The sequence below is a fragment of the Pseudomonadales bacterium genome (assembly GCA_024234165.1).
In the GTDB taxonomy this organism is placed as follows: domain Bacteria; phylum Pseudomonadota; class Gammaproteobacteria; order Pseudomonadales; family UBA5518; genus UBA5518.
In genome coordinates, this window is the sequence record JACKOP010000005.1 from 224,367 (window position 1) to 240,615 (window position 16,249).

Consider the following 16,249-nt stretch of genomic DNA (forward strand, 5'->3'; position numbering starts at 1 on the left):
GCGCTACTGCAGCCGGTCACCCAGCAGGTACTCGAGCACGGCATCGAGGCGGATATGCGGCATCGTGCGCATCGAATCCATCGCCGGCGGTCTGAAACTGTCGAACGGTTCGCCACGTTCGCGCCACCAGCGCTCATCGGGAACGTCGGCGGGAACCGCCCCTGGACGCACGAACAGGGCGCGGCCATCGAGGGCGTGCCCGCGGATTCCCGCCAGCGTCCTGCCTTCGGCACGCCCGCTCGCGACCTCGGTCGCCTGCACCGACGCGATCGCCATGCAGTCGGTGGTCACGCCCTCGAAGCGTGCCACCAGTTGCGAGTCGCGCACCAGATGTTGCAGCAACGACACCAGGTTCGCGTGCTGATCGGGCGTGACGTGATCCGCCTTGCTGGCCGCGAACAGGATGCGATCGATGCGCGGGGCAAACAGACGCGACAGCAGATTGCCCTTGCCGTAGGCGAAACTCTCCATGATGCGATGCAGCGCCTGCTGCATGTCGCGGAAGCATTCGGGTCCACGGTTCAGCGCCTGCAGGCAGTCGACGAGCACGATCTGGCGATCGAAGCCGGCGAAGTGGCGCCGGTAGAAACCGCGTACCAGGTGTCTCTTGTACTGCTCGTAGCGGTGTTCGAAGGTGTGGAAGATGCCGCCTTCGGCGGCCTTGCCCTGCGGCATGGCCCATGCCCACGGCACGAACTGCAGCATCGGCGCCCCTGCGTGCTCACCGGGCAGCAGAAAGCGCCCGGGTTGCAGCAGACTGAGGCCCAGCCGCTCACGACAGGCGTGCAGATAAGCGGTGTACGCACGCGCCACCCCGGCTGCCGCCTCCTCGACGAAGGGTGCGTCGGGCGCAGGCGCCCAGTCGAGCCACGCTGCCGCAAGTTCGCGCCGCTGCGATCCGGGCGCGAGCGTTGCCGTCACCTGCGCGCTCCAGGTGCGGTAATCCAGCGTCAGCAACGGCAGGTCGAGCAGCCATTCACCCGGGTAATCGACGATGTCCAGGTACAACGTGCCCTTCTCGCGCGCGAAGCGGCCACTCGGTCGATAGCGGATCTCGAGGCGGATCTCGGATACGCCGCGCGTCGACTCGGGCCACGCCGGTGGATCGGCGTACAGACGCTCGAGTGCGGCACCGTACGCAAACGAGGGGATATGGGCGTTGGTCTGCGGCACGCGGCGCACACCGAGCAGCCGGCCGCGCCGCTGTGCCTGCCACAGCGGCAGCCGCGAGTCGGCGGCGCTGGCGTTTTCGAGCTGGTTGACCAGCGCCGTGATGAACGCCGTCTTGCCGCTCTGCGACAGGCCGGTGACGGCGAGCCGCAACTGCCGATCGAGCGCGCGATCGAGCAGATCACCGGCCGCGCCGCCAACCGTCGCCAGGGTGTTTGTCAACGAGACCATCGGGATTCCGGCTGCAAGGTCGGTGCCATCGTAAAGCAACTGTCGGCATGAATGCCGACCTACGCCCGTTCCCAACCGTAGGTCGGATTTTAATCCGACAATCCACGTAGGTCGGGTTTCAACCCGACAACCCCGTCGGCATGAATGCCGACCTACATGGCGCAATGCCAGGTCGTGTGGGTCGGATTTCAATCCGACAATCCCGTCGGCATGAATGCCGACCTACATGGCGCGATGCCAGGTCGTGTGGGTCGGGTTTCAACCCGACACGTCGGCATGAATGCCGACCTATTGCCAGGGGGAAACCAGGACCTTGCAATCGGGCGCGTTGCCTGCGTGCAGCGCGCTGAACTTTGCCGGCATCGCATCCATGCCGATACGGTCGGTCACGATTGCGCGCGGTCCGCGTTCACCGGCGGCGAGCAGATCGGCGATGTACTGGAAGTCGGCGCGTTCGTAGCACATCGAGAACAGCAGCCGCACCTCCTTCATCAGCGGCACCACCGGCACGAAGCCGTCCTGGCCCATGCAGAACCCCAGCGAGATCACGGTGCCGAGCGGCTTCACGAAACCGAAGGCATCCGCGATCGCACCGGGAACGCCTACCGCCTCGAACACCACATCGGGAGCCCCGCCAAGCGCATCGCATACCGCTTCCTGCGGATTCGCGACTTCCTGCTGGGCAATGAAATGCGTGGCGCCGAGCGCACGCGCGATCGGCTCGCGACGCGCGGAGCGCGCCATCACCGCGATCGGGCCGGCACCGAGGCGGCGCGCCCAGTACGCCGTGAGCACACCGATCGGGCCGGCACCGGTGACCAGCACGCGCGCGCCTATAGGCAGCTCCGCCTTGCGCACGCCCTGCAGCCCGACCGCGAGCGGCTCGATCAGCGCGCCGTCGTCGTCGCTGACTTCCGGCTGCAACCGTATGCATTCACGGGCGCCGGCACGCGAGTATTGGGCGAACCCCGAGATCACGTCGATGCGCCCCTCGGGGCAGTGGTGCGGCTTTCCCGCGAGGCAGTACATGCAACGGCCACAGCCACGAAACGGCATCGGTGCCACGCGATCCCCCACACGCAGCCAGTCGACGTTGGCGCCCACCGCCATCACCTCGCCGCAGAACTCGTGGCCGAGAATCGACCCTTCTGCCGCTGCGTAGCTGTCGCTGTAGGCCGTGTGCAGATCGCTGCCGCAGATGCCGACGCGATCGACGCGCAGCACCACCTCGTCGGCCTCGGGCGAGGGATCCGGCACCTCATCGATGCGCAACCCCAGATGTGGTCCCTTGCTGACTGCCGCCTTCATCGATTCCTGCCTCCGCTTGCCTTGTGTCTGCCGTTCGGGTTCAGTCGCCGCTCGCGAGGCCGTAACGCTGCATGTATCCCGCGAAACGTTCGTGCACCATCGCACGCGTCAGACCGAACTGTTCCAGCGTGTATTCGTGCCGCCCGTGCTTGTGTTGCGCGTTGTTGGCCGCCCATTCCTGCATCGCTGCACGCGCAGCGTCGCTCAACTCCAGCCCGAAGTGCGTGTAGATGCGCTCCACCACGGCCAGCGGTGCGCGCTGGAAATCGCGGAATCGTACGTCGAGGAAGCGCTCGGGGCGGCTCGCACGTACTTCATCGGAACGCTCCGCAGACCAGGCCCAGATCTCGAGCTCACGCGGACCGATCAGCGTCGCGTCCACCTCACACGCGTGGAAGAAGCGCCGTGCCGGGTGGATCACGCTGCACACCGACGGGATCGTCGCTGCCGGGTCGCGATGGGTCTGCACCACGCAGGCATCCGGAAACACCGCAAACAGCGCGTCCATGTGCGTGATGTGACCGGGATTCTTCAGCAGCCAGCGCTGGTGCGGTGCGTTCGCACCGATCAGGCGCAGATTGTCGGCAAAACGACGATAGCTCGGCGTCTCGTCGCGCCCCCACCACCAGCGGTCGTAGCTCGGCAGGCCGAAACCGGTCGACGGATAGTGGCTGACGAAACTCTGCGCCAGCAGGTTCAGGCATTCGTCGACCTCGTCCGCTTCCACCTCGTGCGAGATGCGCAGCTCCGGCACTGCCTCGAGGAAGGCTTCCTGCGCGGCAACGGCGTTGCGAAACTCGGCGACCTCATTCCATTGCTCACGCGAAGGGCGTGGCATCGGCGTGCCGATCAGCCACTGTTCGAGCCCCTGGAACTGCGGATCCATCGACAGCAGCTTGTGCAGCGCCGTGGTGCCGGTGCGCGGCAGTCCGGTCACGACCAGCGGTGCGCGGATCGGCTGGGCAAGGCACTGCGGATTGCGCTTCCAGCCGGCTTCGGAATACAGGCGGCTGATCAGGAGGCCAACGATCGGCCCTGCGAGTCGCAGCACATTGTCGGCACTCAGTTCGATATCGCGGGTGATGGCATCGCGCAGCACGCCGAGCGCGTCCTCGAAGCCGCTGCCGAAATCGTCGAGCCCGGTCGCCGCGCTGGCCTGCGCCAGCAACTCGGCTACGGTCGGGAAATGAACGACGCCCATCCCCATGATTCACCAGCGCCGGCGCAGTTGCGCCCCGAGCCGGCGCAGGCGCAACTGCTCGGCGCGCTCGGCCGGGCTCACCGTCGGCGTGTCCGGGGGGAGATGGCGGCGCAGCTCGGCGAACGGCACCGGCGTCAGCGTCGGCATCGGCAGCGAATCGGCCGCGTACCAGCGCCCGATCAGCATGCCGAACATGGTGCCCGCCGGATCCAGCCAGTTCGGCACGCCAGGGTCTTCGAGCGCGATCACCGCACGGAAGCGTCCGTCGCTGTCCAGACGCGCCTGGTGCCCGTTCAGACTGCTCTGCCGGTAGACGAACTCGACGGCATTCCAGAATTCGTCGTTGAGCTGCACGTTCCAGTAGAGCTGGCGTGCAGGCAGCACGGTCTCGAGGATCAGTGCCTGGCCAGGCTCGAGACGGAACATGCCCTGCCAGTACACCTGTACCGGTATGTTGCCGCCGATGTCGGTCATTTCGAGACGGTTGATGACACCGCGGCGGATCACGTCGTTCTGGTAATTCAGCCATTGGCGTGACAGGCGTTCGGTGAAACCGCCGAGCAGCGCACGCAGCTGGCGATCGATCGTCGCGATGTCCTGGCGCGGTTTCAGCGGATCGCCGCCGACCCGCTCGATCGCAAGCCGCCCGGCCTCTTCCCCGGCCCAGTCGTAGGAGCGCTGGCGCACCATGATGAAGTCCGCTTCCGGATGCAGCGCCAACCAGTCGCCGCTGTGGCCCGGCGGGCGTTCGGTGCTGAGGATCACGTCGATCTCGCCGTTCGGACCCAGCGTCAGATCGTCCGCGTCGTGGTAGCTGAAGTTCTTCCCTGGCCCGTCGCCCATGCCCATCATGTTTGCGCCGACCGAGAGCGTCAGCAGCTTCACGGTGCCACGCCGACCGGTGATGCGATACGTCGCGTCGCCGCGAACCGGCGCCAGCAGGTAGGTATCGTCGGGATTGGGCTGCAGCAGGTAGACCGAATTCAGGAACGGTGCCCAGTCCGGATGGTCGGGGCTCGACTGGAAATACAGGAAGTAGCCGAGCGAGAGGTTCATCAGGAACTGGCGGTACTGCTCCGCCCGCAGCTGCTCGCTGTGCGGATCGACGGTGAGATCGATGAGCCGTGCGGCGGGTTTCAGCAGATCGACGTACTCGGCCCATGGCAGCAGTGGTGAACTCATGATTCAGCCTCCTCGGGGGTGCGCGGTTTCTGTCGGTATTCAGCAGGTCGGGCAGGGTTCGATGGGCAGTCCGCGCGCGAGCCAGCCGGGCCCAGCCGAACTGCCGGCCATGCCCTCGACGACGTTGTAGACATGAGAGAAGCCGTTGCGCTCGAGCAGGCGCTCGGCCGCTGCCGAGCGGCGTCCGGTGCGACAGATCACTGCCACGGGACGGCTGCGGTCCCCGTCGACCAGTGCGAGCACGTCCGCGACGAAGCCGCGTTCACCCTGCGGATGCTCGGTCACGCTGATGCGTGCCGCGCCAGGTGCGATTCCGGTCTGTTTCCACTCCGCCGGCGTACGCACGTCGACCAGCACGACGCGCTGCTCGCGCACCGCCTCCAGTGCCTGGTCGGCACTCATGTCCTCGGCACCGACATTCACGCTGGCTGTCAGCAACAACGCCTGCAGCAACAGGAACCACCGTGCCTTCATCGCAAATCCTCCGCTGACGGTACGCCGCGCTTTTCCCCGGCGGCGCAGGATCCTATGATGCGCCGGTTTGCACACCCGTTTCAAACCCGGACAGCGGAGACCAGCCGACCCCATGACCGACTATACGAAGATCCTGCTCGAAGAATCCGAAATGCCGACGCGCTGGTACAACGTCGTCGCCGACCTGCCTGCACCGCCACCCCCTCCGTTGCATCCGGGTACGCTGCAACCGGCAACCGCGGACGACTTTGCGGCGCTGTTTCCTCGCGCGCTGATCGAGCAGGAAATGAGCACCCAACGCTACATCGACATTCCGGGCGAGGTGCTCGACGTCTACCGTCTGTGGCGCCCCAGCCCGCTGTTTCGCGCGCGCCGCCTGGAAAAGCTGCTCGATACGCCGGCGAAGATCTTCTACAAATACGAGGGTGTGAGCCCGGCCGGCTCGCACAAGCCGAATACCGCCGTACCGCAGGTCTGGTACAACGCGCAGGAAGGCATCCGCAAGCTCACCACCGAAACCGGTGCCGGCCAGTGGGGCAGCTCGCTCGCGTTTGCATGCGCACAGTTCGGGCTCGACTGCGAGATCTGGCAGGTTGCCGCCTCGTATCGCAGCAAGCCCTACCGCCGCACGATGATGGAAATCTGGGGCGGCAAGGTGCATCCCAGTCCGTCGACCGTGACCGAGTTCGGCCGCTCGCTGCTGGCACAGGATCCCGACCACCCCGGCTCGCTCGGCATCGCGATCTCCGAAGCGGTCAGCGAGGCCGTCCACGACCCGCTCACCCGCTATGCACTCGGCAGCGTGCTGAACCACGTGCTGCTGCACCAGACGATCATCGGTGAGGAAACGCTGCTGCAACTGGCGAAGATCGGCGAGACCCCCGACGTGCTGGTCGGCTGCACCGGCGGCGGCTCGAACTTCGGCGGGCTGGCATTCCCGTTCCTGCGCGAGAAGCTCGCCGGGCGCATGAATCCGGTGATCCGCTGCGTGGAGCCGACCGCGTGCCCGACGCTGACGCGCGGCGAGTATCGCTACGACTTCGGCGATACGGCAGGGCTGACACCGCTGATGAAGATGCACACGCTCGGCCATGCGTTCATCCCCGAACCCATACACGCCGGAGGACTGCGCTACCACGGCATGGCGCCACTGGTATCGCACGTGCTCGAGCTGGGTCTGGTCGAGGCGATCGCGATCCCGCAGACCGAATGCTTCGAAGGCGCGATCCGTTTCGCGCGTACCGAGGGCATCGTGCCCGCGCCGGAACCCACGCACGCCATTGCCGCCGCGATCCGCGAGGCACTTGCCTGCCGCGAGAGCGGCGAACCGAAGACGATCCTGACCGCGCTGTGCGGCCACGGACACCTCGATCTGGCGTCCTACGAGAAGTTCCTGCGCGGCGAGATGCAGGATCTCGAACTCAGCGACGCCATGCTCGCCGACGCGCTGCGCGGGGTACCGCAGGTCGGCTGAAGGCGACACTCACAAGGGTGTCGCAAAACATGACGAGGCGCGTGGCGACGCCTTCGCATCGGGGGGCGTGTGCCGCAGGGATGCGGCACTCGAGCCTGCAGGGATGCATTTACGGCGTCTCACCGGTGCGAAGGCGTCGTCACGCTCCGGTCATGCCAATACGCGAAGAGCTATTGCGACAGCCTCTCACAGGTCGAGGACGAGGTCGGAGACCGGCTCGGCGCAGCAGATCAGTGCCTCGCCGGGCTTCGGCACGACTTCAGCGTCGGTGTATTTCACCTCGCCTTCGATGATGCGCGTGCTGCACGCAAGGCACGAACCGAAGCGACAGCCGTAATCGGCCGGGATCCCCGACTGCTCGGCAATCTCGAGCAGCGTGGGATCGCCTTGCGTCCATTGCGCCTCGACACCGGAGCGCTCGAAACGGACCGACCAGGTCCTGGCGTCGGCGTTCGCCGCCCGTTCGCCGACCGCGTCGCTGCGAACGGTACTGAAGAACTTCTCGCTGTGGATCCGTTCTGGCGCGATCCCCGTCCCGGCGACCATGTCGCGCACGCACGCGGTGAACGACTCCGTTCCGCAAATGAACACCTCGACGCCCGCCATGCCGGCAAGCGGCGCCAGACGCTGCGCGTCGATTCGCTCGCAAGACTGGTAATCCACACCCCGCACGTCTGCAGCTTGCGGGTTGCGGTAGATCGTGTGCGCACGGAAATCGGCAAGCCCCTGCCCCAGCTCGCGGATCGCGTCCTTGAACACATGGGTCCGGGAGTCGCGGGTGGCGTGCAGCCAGAAGATGCGCCGAGCCGGGTTCGCTTCGGCGACGCGCTGCAGCATGGCAAACAGAGGGGTAGCACCGATGCCGTTGCTGATCAGCGCCAGCGGCGCGTCGGCTTCCGGCACGACGAAGAAGCGTCCGCTCGGCCAGCGCACATCGAGCTCGTCGCCGACCTCGACCGAGTCGAGCAGGTAGCTGGAAGCGATGCCGATGCGCTTCACCGTGATCGCGTAATCCGCACCATCCGAAAACCACGATCCGCTGCTGAGCGAATAGCTGCGCATCAGCGGGCGGCCGAGCCCGACCGGCGCGAGACGCAGGATCAGATGCTGCCCGGGAAGGAAGGGAAAGGCCGTACCAGGAGGCATCCGCAGACCGAATGTGACCGTGTCCGCCGTCTCGCGTCGCTTGCCGACCACACGCGCCTGGTAGAACGCCGGCAGCGGCGGCGGCTCCGCCACGTTACCGCTGGCGATGTCTGCCGGCAGCGGGGTCGATACATACGCCATCGCGCTGTGGCGTGGCCTTCTTTCCAGGAAGACCTCGTCGCCCACGGAAATCGTGCCGGGCTTGCGCACATGGCAATAGGCACCGAACTTCAGTTGCGCGGCGCGGTTCAGCACGAAACCCATCTGCGGCTCCGCCCGCAGCCCCCGCTGCGCCTGCGACGGCATCAGGCAGCGCACGGTCTCCTGCCCGCAGTTCAGGACCACGTCACCGATCAGCATGTCGAAGCCGGTCCAGTCGAGCTCGGGAAAGCCGTCCGCCACGACGCCTTCGATATAAAAATTCGGGCGGAAGCGACGCGCCGTGACGTCGAGGCCCGGACGGCAACCCGCCAGCGTCGCAAGCGATGCGGACGTCACGTAATGGAGCGCGTAGGCATCCTTGTACGAACCTCGGGGCGAGAAGTAATACTGCAGCTCAGCGATCATCTCCTGCTCGTAGGCAGAGAAATCCGGATACGGATCGTCCGGCCTCAGGCCCATCCGCTGCTTGGTGATCTCCGGCGTGAACGGCTGGCGCAGGCGGTAGTGCGCCTCCTCCGAGGGCGGCAACAACGGCCACAGCTCGAGCGGCTGACCAGCGATCGCGGATATCGCCGCATTCGCCGACGCATCGCCCGTCATCAGTACCCGACCGTCCGGCAACGTGATCTCGGCGTGCACCACCCCGTAACCGGGAGCCGGCTCCTGCCTGTAACGGGCACCGATGGTCAGCAGCGAGGTGAACACCTTGCAGTTCACGAGTTCATTGCTGCGACTGTTCTTCAATGCCCAGCGCCGGTCACCGACGATTCCGGTTGCGTCGAGCACCGCCGTCTCCAGCGCCTCGCCTGCCAGCGACTTGACCGGATATCTCCACAACCCGCCGATCCTGCCGATCGATTCCATGCTCACCTCCGTGCCGGATGCGATGCTGCCGCAATCATCCGCAGTCTTCTTGTACTCGACAGACCGGCCGGTGCATGATTCGGGCCGTGCGTGCAGGACACGCCCTGCCTTCCTGCAACCTCGCCGGCAACCCGCAGTCTTCGCATCCGATGCTAACCGATCTCGTCAAACGCCTGCTTTCCCCTGCCGCGAAGGTTCCGTACACGCAACGGACACCTGAAATCGCCTGCAGCTTTTCTCCCCTGATCGTTCCCGATCCAGACTGGCAGGATCCGTGGTTCGATGCGCACTTCCACGGCGTCGCCACGCGGATCTGCACTGACAATATGCTGCCAGACTACCGCAAGGACGCAACGATCCTCGATTTCGGCTGTGGCGACGGCATCAACTCCGCAGGCGTAGCGACGCGTACCGCAGCAAGCGTGATCGGCGTCGACATCACCCGCGCCTTCGATACCCTGCACGATACGCTTCGACAGAAGAACATCGGCCATCCGCCGAACCTGTCGTTCGTGCAGTCACGGCCGGGCTGCCCGCTGCCATTTCCCGACGACCACTTCGATCTCGTCTGTTCGTGGTCGGTATTCGAGCACGTCACCGACGTCTCCTCGGTACTTGTCGATCTGCTGCGTGTCACCAGACCCGGCGGCGCTCTGTACGTCCAGATCGAGCCGCTGTTCCACGGCCCGTACGGATCGCACCTGCGTCGACTCGTGGATCAGCCATGGGCACATCTGCTGATGGACGAAGAGACGTTCCTGGACATGGCGAGATCGGCGCACGACAACGTGGCGGCACCGGAGCAGGACATCCTGTACCGCAACAACGAATTCGAACGGGTGAAGAACTACCTTCTCGGGGAATACCGGTCCCTGAACAGGATCACGGCAGAGGAGTTGCTGCAGGCGATCGCCGATGCCGGCTTCTCGATCGAGTCCGGCATCATCATCAAGGTGGGCAATCTCACGCCGCCGCAGCGGCTCGTCGAGCAATACGGCAGCGAGCTGTTGCTGACCAACGAGATCCTGGTCTGCGCCCGCAAGCGCTGAGCGCAGACCGCTCGCGGCTCAGCCGTAGACAGGAAAGCGCCGGCAGATTGCCAGCACCTTCGCGCGCACCTCGGTGATCACCCGATCGCTGCTGCCGTCTTCCAGCGAGGCCAGCACATCGCACATCCAGTGCGTGAGCTCCACCGTCTCGGCGATGCCGAAACCGCGGGTGGTGATCGCGGGCGTACCCACACGCAGTCCGCTGGTCACCGCGGGCGGGCGCGGGTCGTTCGGCACGGCGTTCTTGTTCACCGTGATGTGCGCCTCGCCAAGCACTTCGTCGGCGTCCTTGCCGGTGTAGGACTTACCGATCAGGTTCACCAGCATCAGGTGGTTGTCGGTGCCACCGGAGACTATGTCGATGCCGCGCTCGATGAACGTGCGCGCCATCGCGCGTGCGTTGTCCACCACCTGCTGCTGGTAGACGCGGAACCCGGGTTCCAGTGCTTCCTTGAAGCTGACCGCCTTGGCGGCGATCACGTGCATCAGCGGCCCCCCCTGGCCACCGGGGAATACCGCCGAGTTGAACTTCTTCGTCAGCTCGTCGTTGCGTCGCGCGAGGATCATCCCGCCACGCGGGCCGCGCAGTGTCTTGTGCGTGGTCGTGGTCACCGCGTCGGCGTACGGCACCGGATTCGGATAGAGGCCGACTGCAACCAGCCCGGCTACGTGTGCCATGTCGACCAGCAGGTAGGCTCCCACCTTGTCGGCGATCGCGCGAAAGCGCGCCCAGTCCATCACGCGCGAGTACGCGGAGAAGCCGGCCACGATCATCCGCGGGCGGTGCTCCAGCGCCAGCCGCTCGACTTCGGCGTAGTCCACCTCGCCGGTCGCGGCGTCGAGACCGTATTGCACCGCGTGGTAGAGCTTGCCGGAGAAATTCGGCTTTGCGCCGTGCGTCAGGTGCCCACCGTGCGCGAGGCTCATCCCGAGGATGGTGTCGCCCGGCTGGCACAGCGCCAGGTACACGGCGTTGTTCGCCTGCGACCCCGAATGCGGTTGCACGTTGGCAAAATCGGCGCCGAAGAGCTGCTTCGCACGCTCGATCGCAAGTTCCTCGGCGCGGTCGACAAATTCACAGCCGCCGTAGTAACGCTTGTGCGGGTAGCCTTCGGCGTACTTGTTCGTCAGCACGGTGCCCTGCATCTGCATCACGCGCGGGCTGCAGTAGTTCTCCGAGGCGATCAGCTCGATGTGCTCTTCCTGTCGCCGCTCCTCGTGACAGATCGCGTCCCACAGTTCGGAATCATAGTCAGCGACACTGAGATGGCGGTCGAACATGGCGTCTCCTCCGGGACAAGGCCCCTGCGATGGTCGGAAAAGCCGCGCATTCTACCCGATCTCACCAGGCCGGGCGGGGTTCAGAAGCCGAACAATTCCCCCAGCACCGATCCGATATCGACGTCGATCAGTCGATAACCTGTCGGCACCTCGAACAGGCCTGGCTGCTGTGCGCCCACCCGCAGATCCCGCAGCTCCAGCTCGATCAGCCGCGTGCGCCCGGCGCGGTCGGTGACCGGGAAACGCTCCTTCACGTGCACGCCGGCCGCGTTCTGCCAGAAGTGACCCTCGTGACGGGTTCCGTCGCGGGTCTGGAACAGCGCTCGATACTTCATTGCACTCTGCCCGCCGACGGCCTCCTCACCCAGCGGCTCGGCTTCGACGATGCGCACGTTTGCGGGTGTATCCATGCGCGAGACGTCGGCTTCGGCGTAAACCATCATCAGCGGCACCAACTGCCAGGCAACATTGCGGTCGCTGCGCAGGATCAGCGTCAGCTCGACGCCAGCGACGTCGGTCACGATGCGCTCCTGCAGCCGCGTGTGGTTCACGTGGGTGACGAACTCGCGCCCGTCGATGCGCACGATCCGCGTCGCCGACCACGAAGCGCCATCGAGCAGTGCGTACGCAGGCGCGCCCAGCACTGCCCCCAGCCAGAACAACAAGACGTACAGCGGCGTCAAGGGCTGTCGCAAAAGCCCTTCGAACATCGACATGACCGGCGCGTGGCGAGGCCTTTGCACCGGTGGGACACCGCAAATGCATCCCTGCAGGCTCGAGTGCCGCATCCCTGCGGCACACGCCCCCCGATGCAAAGGCCTCGCCACACGCCTCGCCATCTGTTGCGACATGTTCTTCATCCCCGCCTCCGGAACCACACCAGCAGCGGGTCGAGTATACGGAGGCGCACCCGCGGCTTCGCGTGACTGTGCAATCGTGCCATGCGTGCGTGCCATGCGTGTTGCGTGCCATGCGTGTTTGCCAAGTGCCCGGCTCTGGGGTAACTTCGCCGCCCCATTGATATTCCCGGCGGACGGACACGAGATGGCGCAATACGTGTACACGATGAATCGGGTCGGCAAGGTCGTGCCGCCCAAGCGCGAGATCCTGAAGGACATCTCGCTGTCGTTCTTCCCCGGCGCCAAGATCGGCGTGCTCGGCGTGAACGGTTCGGGCAAGTCGACGCTGCTGCGCATCATGGCCGGCGTGGATACGGACATCATCGGCGAGGCGCGCGCGCAACCCGGCATCCGCATCGGCTACCTGCCGCAGGAACCCGAGCTCGACCCGGCCAAGAGCGTGCGCGAGGAAGTCGAGGGCGGGCTCGGCGAGGTCATGGAAGCGAAGCAGAAGCTCGAAGAGATCTACGCCGCCTACGCGGAGCCGGATGCCGACTTCGACAAGCTCGCCGAGCAGCAGGCGAAGTACGAAGCGATCATCGCAGCAGCCGGCTCCGACGCCGAAACGCAGATGGAGATCGCGGCCGACGCACTGCGACTGCCAGCGTGGGACGCGGAAATCGGCAAGCTCTCCGGTGGCGAAAGGCGTCGCGTGGCGCTGTGCAGGCTGCTGCTGTCGAAGCCCGACATGCTGCTGCTCGACGAACCAACCAACCACCTCGACGCCGAATCGGTCGAGTGGCTGGAGCAGTTCCTGCAGCGCTTCCCCGGTACCGTGGTCGCGATCACCCACGATCGCTACTTCCTCGACAACGCCGCCGAATGGATCCTCGAGCTCGACCGCGGCCACGGCATTCCGTGGAAGGGCAACTACACCTCGTGGCTCGAGCAGAAGGAAGCACGACTGGCGCAGGAGGCCAGGTCGGAGGCTGCACGCATCAAGACCATGAAACAGGAGCTCGAGTGGGTGCGCAGCAACCCGAAGGCGCGCCAGGCCAAGAGCAAGGCGCGCCTGAACCGCTTCGAGGAGCTCTCGAACCTCGACTACCAGAAGCGCAACGAAACGCAGGAAATCTTCATCCCGCCGGGAGAGCGTCTCGGCGAGCTGGTGATCGAGTTCGACCAGGTCGGCAAGGCCTTCGGCGACAGGCTGCTGATGGACGGGCTCAGCTTCAGCGTGCCGCAGGGAGCGATCGTCGGCATCATCGGCCCCAACGGCGCCGGCAAGTCGACGCTGTTCCGCATGATCATGGGCGGCGAGCAGCCCGACAGCGGCTCGATCCGCGTCGGCCCTACAGTCAAGCTCGCCTCGGTCGACCAGTCACGCGAAGGCCTGGCAAACGACAAGAGCGTGTTCGAAGCGATTTCCGGTGGCGCGGACATCCTGACCGTCGGCAAGTTCCAGATGCCGAGCCGCGCCTATCTCGGGCGCTTCAACTTCAAGGGTGCCGACCAGCAGAAGATCGTCGGTAACCTGTCGGGCGGCGAGCGCGGACGGCTGCACCTGGCGAAGACGCTGATTGCCGGCGGCAACGTGTTGCTGCTCGACGAACCGTCGAACGACCTCGACGTCGAGACGCTGCGTGCGCTGGAAGACGCCCTGCTCGAGTTCGCCGGCTGCGTGCTGGTGATCAGCCACGATCGCTGGTTCCTCGACCGCATCGCGACGCACATTCTCGCTGCCGAAGGCGACTCGCAGTGGACCTTCTTTGCGGGCAATTACCAGGAATACGAGGCAGACAAGAAGAAGCGACTCGGCGAGGAAGGCGCGAAACCGAAGCGGATCCGCTACAGGCCGATCGCGCGCTGAGTCTCTGCTGCACCCCGCGTAGGTCGGGTTTCAACCCATGTAGGTCGGGTTTCAACCCGACAGGTGCCCGATCGGAGGCATACATCGTCGGCATGAATGCCGACCTACGCCCAACGCATGAATGCCGACCTACGCCCAACGCATGAATGCCGACCTACACCCAACGCATGAATGCCGACCTACACCCAACGCATGAATGCCGGCCTGCGCCCAACGCGCGAATGCCGGCCTACGGGGCCGTACTCCACGGCATGATCGGCACGGTGGAGATCGAATTCTGCGGCGAACCCTCGATCAGCCGATCCGAATAGCTGAGGTAGACCAGCGTATTGTTCGGCCGGTCGAAGAAACGCACCACCTGCAGCCGCTTGAACACCAGCGAGCGGCTCTCCCGGAACACATCCTCGCCGTCCTCCAGCTTGCCGCGGATCGTGATCGGACCGACCTGGCGGCATGCGATCGCTGCATCCGACGTGTCCTCGGCAAGACCAACGGCACCCTTCACACCACCGGTCACGGCACGGCTGACGTGACACACAACACCATCGACCTTCGGATCACGAAAGGATTCGATACAGATCTTGTCGTTGGGTCCGACCCACTTGAACACGGTCGACACGCACCCGACCTCGTCGGCATGCACCCCGCAGGCCAAAGCCGCAAGGACGAGCACCCCGACACTCCGACACGGCTTCATCGAAACTCCGTTACGCATCGTGCCCACCCCATTCAGTTTACTGGTTCTGCGCCACGGGCCTCGCGCAGCGCCGACTCGATCCGCAGCGGGTTGAAGCCCTGGATCCGTCGCGTACCGATCACGACCACCGGCACCCCGTGCGCACCGCTGGCATAGAACGCCTCGCGCGTCTCGACGGTCGCGTTCACATTGTGCTCGGTGTACTCGATGCCACGCGCCTGCAGGTATTTGCGCAGCATCTTGCAGTAGGTGCACGACGGCGTGGTGTAGATCTCGACGAGCGGCTGTGCCCCCTGCTCGACGGTGGCGGGCGCTTCGGTCGGCGCAGTGCTGGCATCCGCCGGCGATACCGGCATCAGCAGCACAAGCAATGCCGAGAGGAGCAGACAGCCTGCCCCTGTACACACGAATCCTTGGCTTGAAAAAACAGGTTTCATGGATGGATCAGCTCATCCTCGGGTTCCCGCAGCACTACTGCCTGGCGCATAATGTGTATATATAAACGCTGGAGTACACACCATGCGAACCAACATTGTAATTGACGACGAGCTCATGAAGGACACCCTTCGGGTCACGGGGCTGAGGACCAAGCGGGAGGTAGTCGAGCTCGGTCTTCGTACCATCCTTCGTCTCGACCAGCAAGCGCAGGTGCGCAGGCTACGGGGCAAGCTTGCGTGGGAGGGCGACCTCGAGGCCATGAGAACAGACAAGTGATTCTGGTTGACTCCAGCGTGTGGATCGACTTCTTTCGGGGAAAATCGAATCCACAAGTCGAACGCCTGGACGCCTTGCTCGGGAATGAGCCTCTAGCCATTGGCGACCTCATACTAACCGAGGTCCTCCAGGGTTTCACATCTGATCGAGATTTTAACGAAGCACGAAAGATGCTGGATGCGTTCACACTCGTGAAATTGGGCGGAAAGGACATTGCCATTGAAGCAGCGCGAAATTTCCGTCTGCTCCGCGCTCAAGGCATAACGGTTCGGAAGACGATAGACACGATCATCGCGACGCGCTGCATCGTTAGCGGCTATTCGCTGCTGCACTCCGACCGCGATTTCGATGCATTCGCAGAACACATCGGGCTCAGGGTAGTTTCCTTGAAAACCTGACCCTGGTCAGACCCGACACGATTCATTCCCATGCTGATGGCGGCGTCTTCAAGGGGTGTCGGCGAATAAAGTTCTCCAGCTCCCACCACTGAAGGTGGAGATCACAAAGTATCTGTTGAGCGACTCCCGCCTCCCGCGTTTGCCGTTCGCCGAATCGCGACGATACTATGCAGCAGAGTCCTGTAGTCC

General features: G+C 64.9%; 15 protein-coding genes. 5 read left to right on the forward strand and 10 right to left on the reverse strand.

The genetic code is table 11. The features are described 5' to 3' along the window. Positions 1 to 3 precede the first annotated feature (3 nt). From H7A12_16035 to H7A12_16055, 5 genes are all read right to left on the reverse strand, one after another. The gene (locus H7A12_16035) at positions 4 to 1,401 is read right to left on the reverse strand and encodes a YcjX family protein (GenBank protein ID MCP5322292.1); all 1,398 of its coding nucleotides are present in this window, start codon (positions 1,399 to 1,401) and stop codon (positions 4 to 6) included. 288 nt (positions 1,402 to 1,689) lie between these two features. After that, complete coding sequence (locus tag H7A12_16040; protein MCP5322293.1) at positions 1,690 to 2,709, reverse strand: alcohol dehydrogenase catalytic domain-containing protein; 1,020 nt, start codon at positions 2,707 to 2,709, stop codon at positions 1,690 to 1,692. A gap of 40 nt (positions 2,710 to 2,749) precedes the next feature. Next, the gene (locus tag H7A12_16045) at positions 2,750 to 3,910 is read right to left on the reverse strand and encodes a sulfotransferase (GenBank protein ID MCP5322294.1); all 1,161 of its coding nucleotides are present in this window, start codon (positions 3,908 to 3,910) and stop codon (positions 2,750 to 2,752) included. A 9-nt stretch (positions 3,911 to 3,919) separates the two neighbouring features. Next, positions 3,920 to 5,092: a DUF1214 domain-containing protein gene (locus tag H7A12_16050; protein ID MCP5322295.1), complete on the reverse strand. Its 1,173-nt coding sequence runs from the start codon at positions 5,090 to 5,092 to the stop codon at positions 3,920 to 3,922. A gap of 39 nt (positions 5,093 to 5,131) precedes the next feature. Then, the gene (locus H7A12_16055; GenBank protein ID MCP5322296.1) at positions 5,132 to 5,566 is read right to left on the reverse strand and encodes a rhodanese-like domain-containing protein; all 435 of its coding nucleotides are present in this window, start codon (positions 5,564 to 5,566) and stop codon (positions 5,132 to 5,134) included. 112 nt (positions 5,567 to 5,678) lie between these two features. On the opposite strand from H7A12_16055, the gene H7A12_16060 reads away from it, so the two are divergent. Then, positions 5,679 to 7,040: a TrpB-like pyridoxal phosphate-dependent enzyme gene (locus tag H7A12_16060; protein ID MCP5322297.1), complete on the forward strand. Its 1,362-nt coding sequence runs from the start codon at positions 5,679 to 5,681 to the stop codon at positions 7,038 to 7,040. A gap of 186 nt (positions 7,041 to 7,226) precedes the next feature. On the opposite strand, the gene H7A12_16065 is transcribed toward H7A12_16060, so the two are convergent. Continuing rightward, positions 7,227 to 9,212, reverse strand: coding sequence for an MOSC domain-containing protein (locus tag H7A12_16065; GenBank protein MCP5322298.1), 1,986 nt, complete (start codon positions 9,210 to 9,212; stop codon positions 7,227 to 7,229). A 149-nt stretch (positions 9,213 to 9,361) separates the two neighbouring features. Here H7A12_16065 and H7A12_16070 point away from each other — a divergent pair, with 149 nt between their 5' ends. Continuing rightward, positions 9,362 to 10,261: a class I SAM-dependent methyltransferase gene (locus H7A12_16070; protein MCP5322299.1), complete on the forward strand. Its 900-nt coding sequence runs from the start codon at positions 9,362 to 9,364 to the stop codon at positions 10,259 to 10,261. Between the two features lie 18 nt (positions 10,262 to 10,279). Here H7A12_16070 and H7A12_16075 read toward each other — a convergent pair whose 3' ends face one another. Beyond that, positions 10,280 to 11,542, reverse strand: coding sequence for a serine hydroxymethyltransferase (locus H7A12_16075; protein MCP5322300.1), 1,263 nt, complete (start codon positions 11,540 to 11,542; stop codon positions 10,280 to 10,282). A gap of 80 nt (positions 11,543 to 11,622) precedes the next feature. Beyond that, positions 11,623 to 12,252, reverse strand: coding sequence for a hypothetical protein (locus tag H7A12_16080; protein MCP5322301.1), 630 nt, complete (start codon positions 12,250 to 12,252; stop codon positions 11,623 to 11,625). 334 nt (positions 12,253 to 12,586) lie between these two features. Between H7A12_16080 and ettA the strand changes: the two genes are divergently transcribed. Further along, on the forward strand, positions 12,587 to 14,251 hold the full coding sequence (ettA, locus tag H7A12_16085; protein ID MCP5322302.1) for an energy-dependent translational throttle protein EttA: 1,665 nt from the start codon (positions 12,587 to 12,589) through the stop codon (positions 14,249 to 14,251). 229 nt (positions 14,252 to 14,480) lie between these two features. Here ettA and H7A12_16090 read toward each other — a convergent pair whose 3' ends face one another. Then, entirely contained in the window at positions 14,481 to 14,948 is a 468-nt protein-coding gene (locus H7A12_16090) for a CreA family protein (GenBank protein MCP5322303.1), read from the reverse strand. A 32-nt stretch (positions 14,949 to 14,980) separates the two neighbouring features. Next, a complete protein-coding gene (locus tag H7A12_16095; GenBank protein ID MCP5322304.1) occupies positions 14,981 to 15,355 on the reverse strand; it encodes a glutaredoxin family protein in 375 nt (124 codons plus the stop codon). A 112-nt stretch (positions 15,356 to 15,467) separates the two neighbouring features. On the opposite strand from H7A12_16095, the gene H7A12_16100 reads away from it, so the two are divergent. Together H7A12_16100 and H7A12_16105 are read left to right on the forward strand one after the other, a co-directional pair. Continuing rightward, positions 15,468 to 15,662, forward strand: coding sequence for a type II toxin-antitoxin system VapB family antitoxin (locus H7A12_16100; GenBank protein ID MCP5322305.1), 195 nt, complete (start codon positions 15,468 to 15,470; stop codon positions 15,660 to 15,662). Then, positions 15,659 to 16,060 (forward strand): PIN domain nuclease, encoded by a 402-nt coding sequence (locus tag H7A12_16105; protein MCP5322306.1) that lies wholly within the window; start codon positions 15,659 to 15,661, stop codon positions 16,058 to 16,060. The genes H7A12_16100 and H7A12_16105 overlap by 4 nt, the downstream gene beginning before the upstream one ends. Positions 16,061 to 16,249: the final 189 nt, after the last annotated feature.

Coding starts and splice junctions, on each gene's coding strand:
- H7A12_16090 (MCP5322303.1), bottom strand. CDS start 14,948: ATGAAGCCGTGTCGGAGTGTCGGGGTGCTCGTCCTTGCGGCTTTGGCC.
- H7A12_16045 (MCP5322294.1), bottom strand. CDS start 3,910: ATGGGCGTCGTTCATTTCCCGACCGTAGCCGAGTTGCTGGCGCAGGCC.
- H7A12_16040 (MCP5322293.1), bottom strand. CDS start 2,709: ATGAAGGCGGCAGTCAGCAAGGGACCACATCTGGGGTTGCGCATCGAT.
- ettA (MCP5322302.1), top strand. CDS start 12,587: ATGGCGCAATACGTGTACACGATGAATCGGGTCGGCAAGGTCGTGCCG.
- H7A12_16080 (MCP5322301.1), bottom strand. CDS start 12,252: ATGTTCGAAGGGCTTTTGCGACAGCCCTTGACGCCGCTGTACGTCTTG.
- H7A12_16070 (MCP5322299.1), top strand. CDS start 9,362: ATGCTAACCGATCTCGTCAAACGCCTGCTTTCCCCTGCCGCGAAGGTT.
- H7A12_16060 (MCP5322297.1), top strand. CDS start 5,679: ATGACCGACTATACGAAGATCCTGCTCGAAGAATCCGAAATGCCGACG.
- H7A12_16050 (MCP5322295.1), bottom strand. CDS start 5,092: ATGAGTTCACCACTGCTGCCATGGGCCGAGTACGTCGATCTGCTGAAA.
- H7A12_16100 (MCP5322305.1), top strand. CDS start 15,468: ATGCGAACCAACATTGTAATTGACGACGAGCTCATGAAGGACACCCTT.
- H7A12_16055 (MCP5322296.1), bottom strand. CDS start 5,566: ATGAAGGCACGGTGGTTCCTGTTGCTGCAGGCGTTGTTGCTGACAGCC.
- H7A12_16065 (MCP5322298.1), bottom strand. CDS start 9,212: ATGGAATCGATCGGCAGGATCGGCGGGTTGTGGAGATATCCGGTCAAG.
- H7A12_16035 (MCP5322292.1), bottom strand. CDS start 1,401: ATGGTCTCGTTGACAAACACCCTGGCGACGGTTGGCGGCGCGGCCGGT.
- H7A12_16075 (MCP5322300.1), bottom strand. CDS start 11,542: ATGTTCGACCGCCATCTCAGTGTCGCTGACTATGATTCCGAACTGTGG.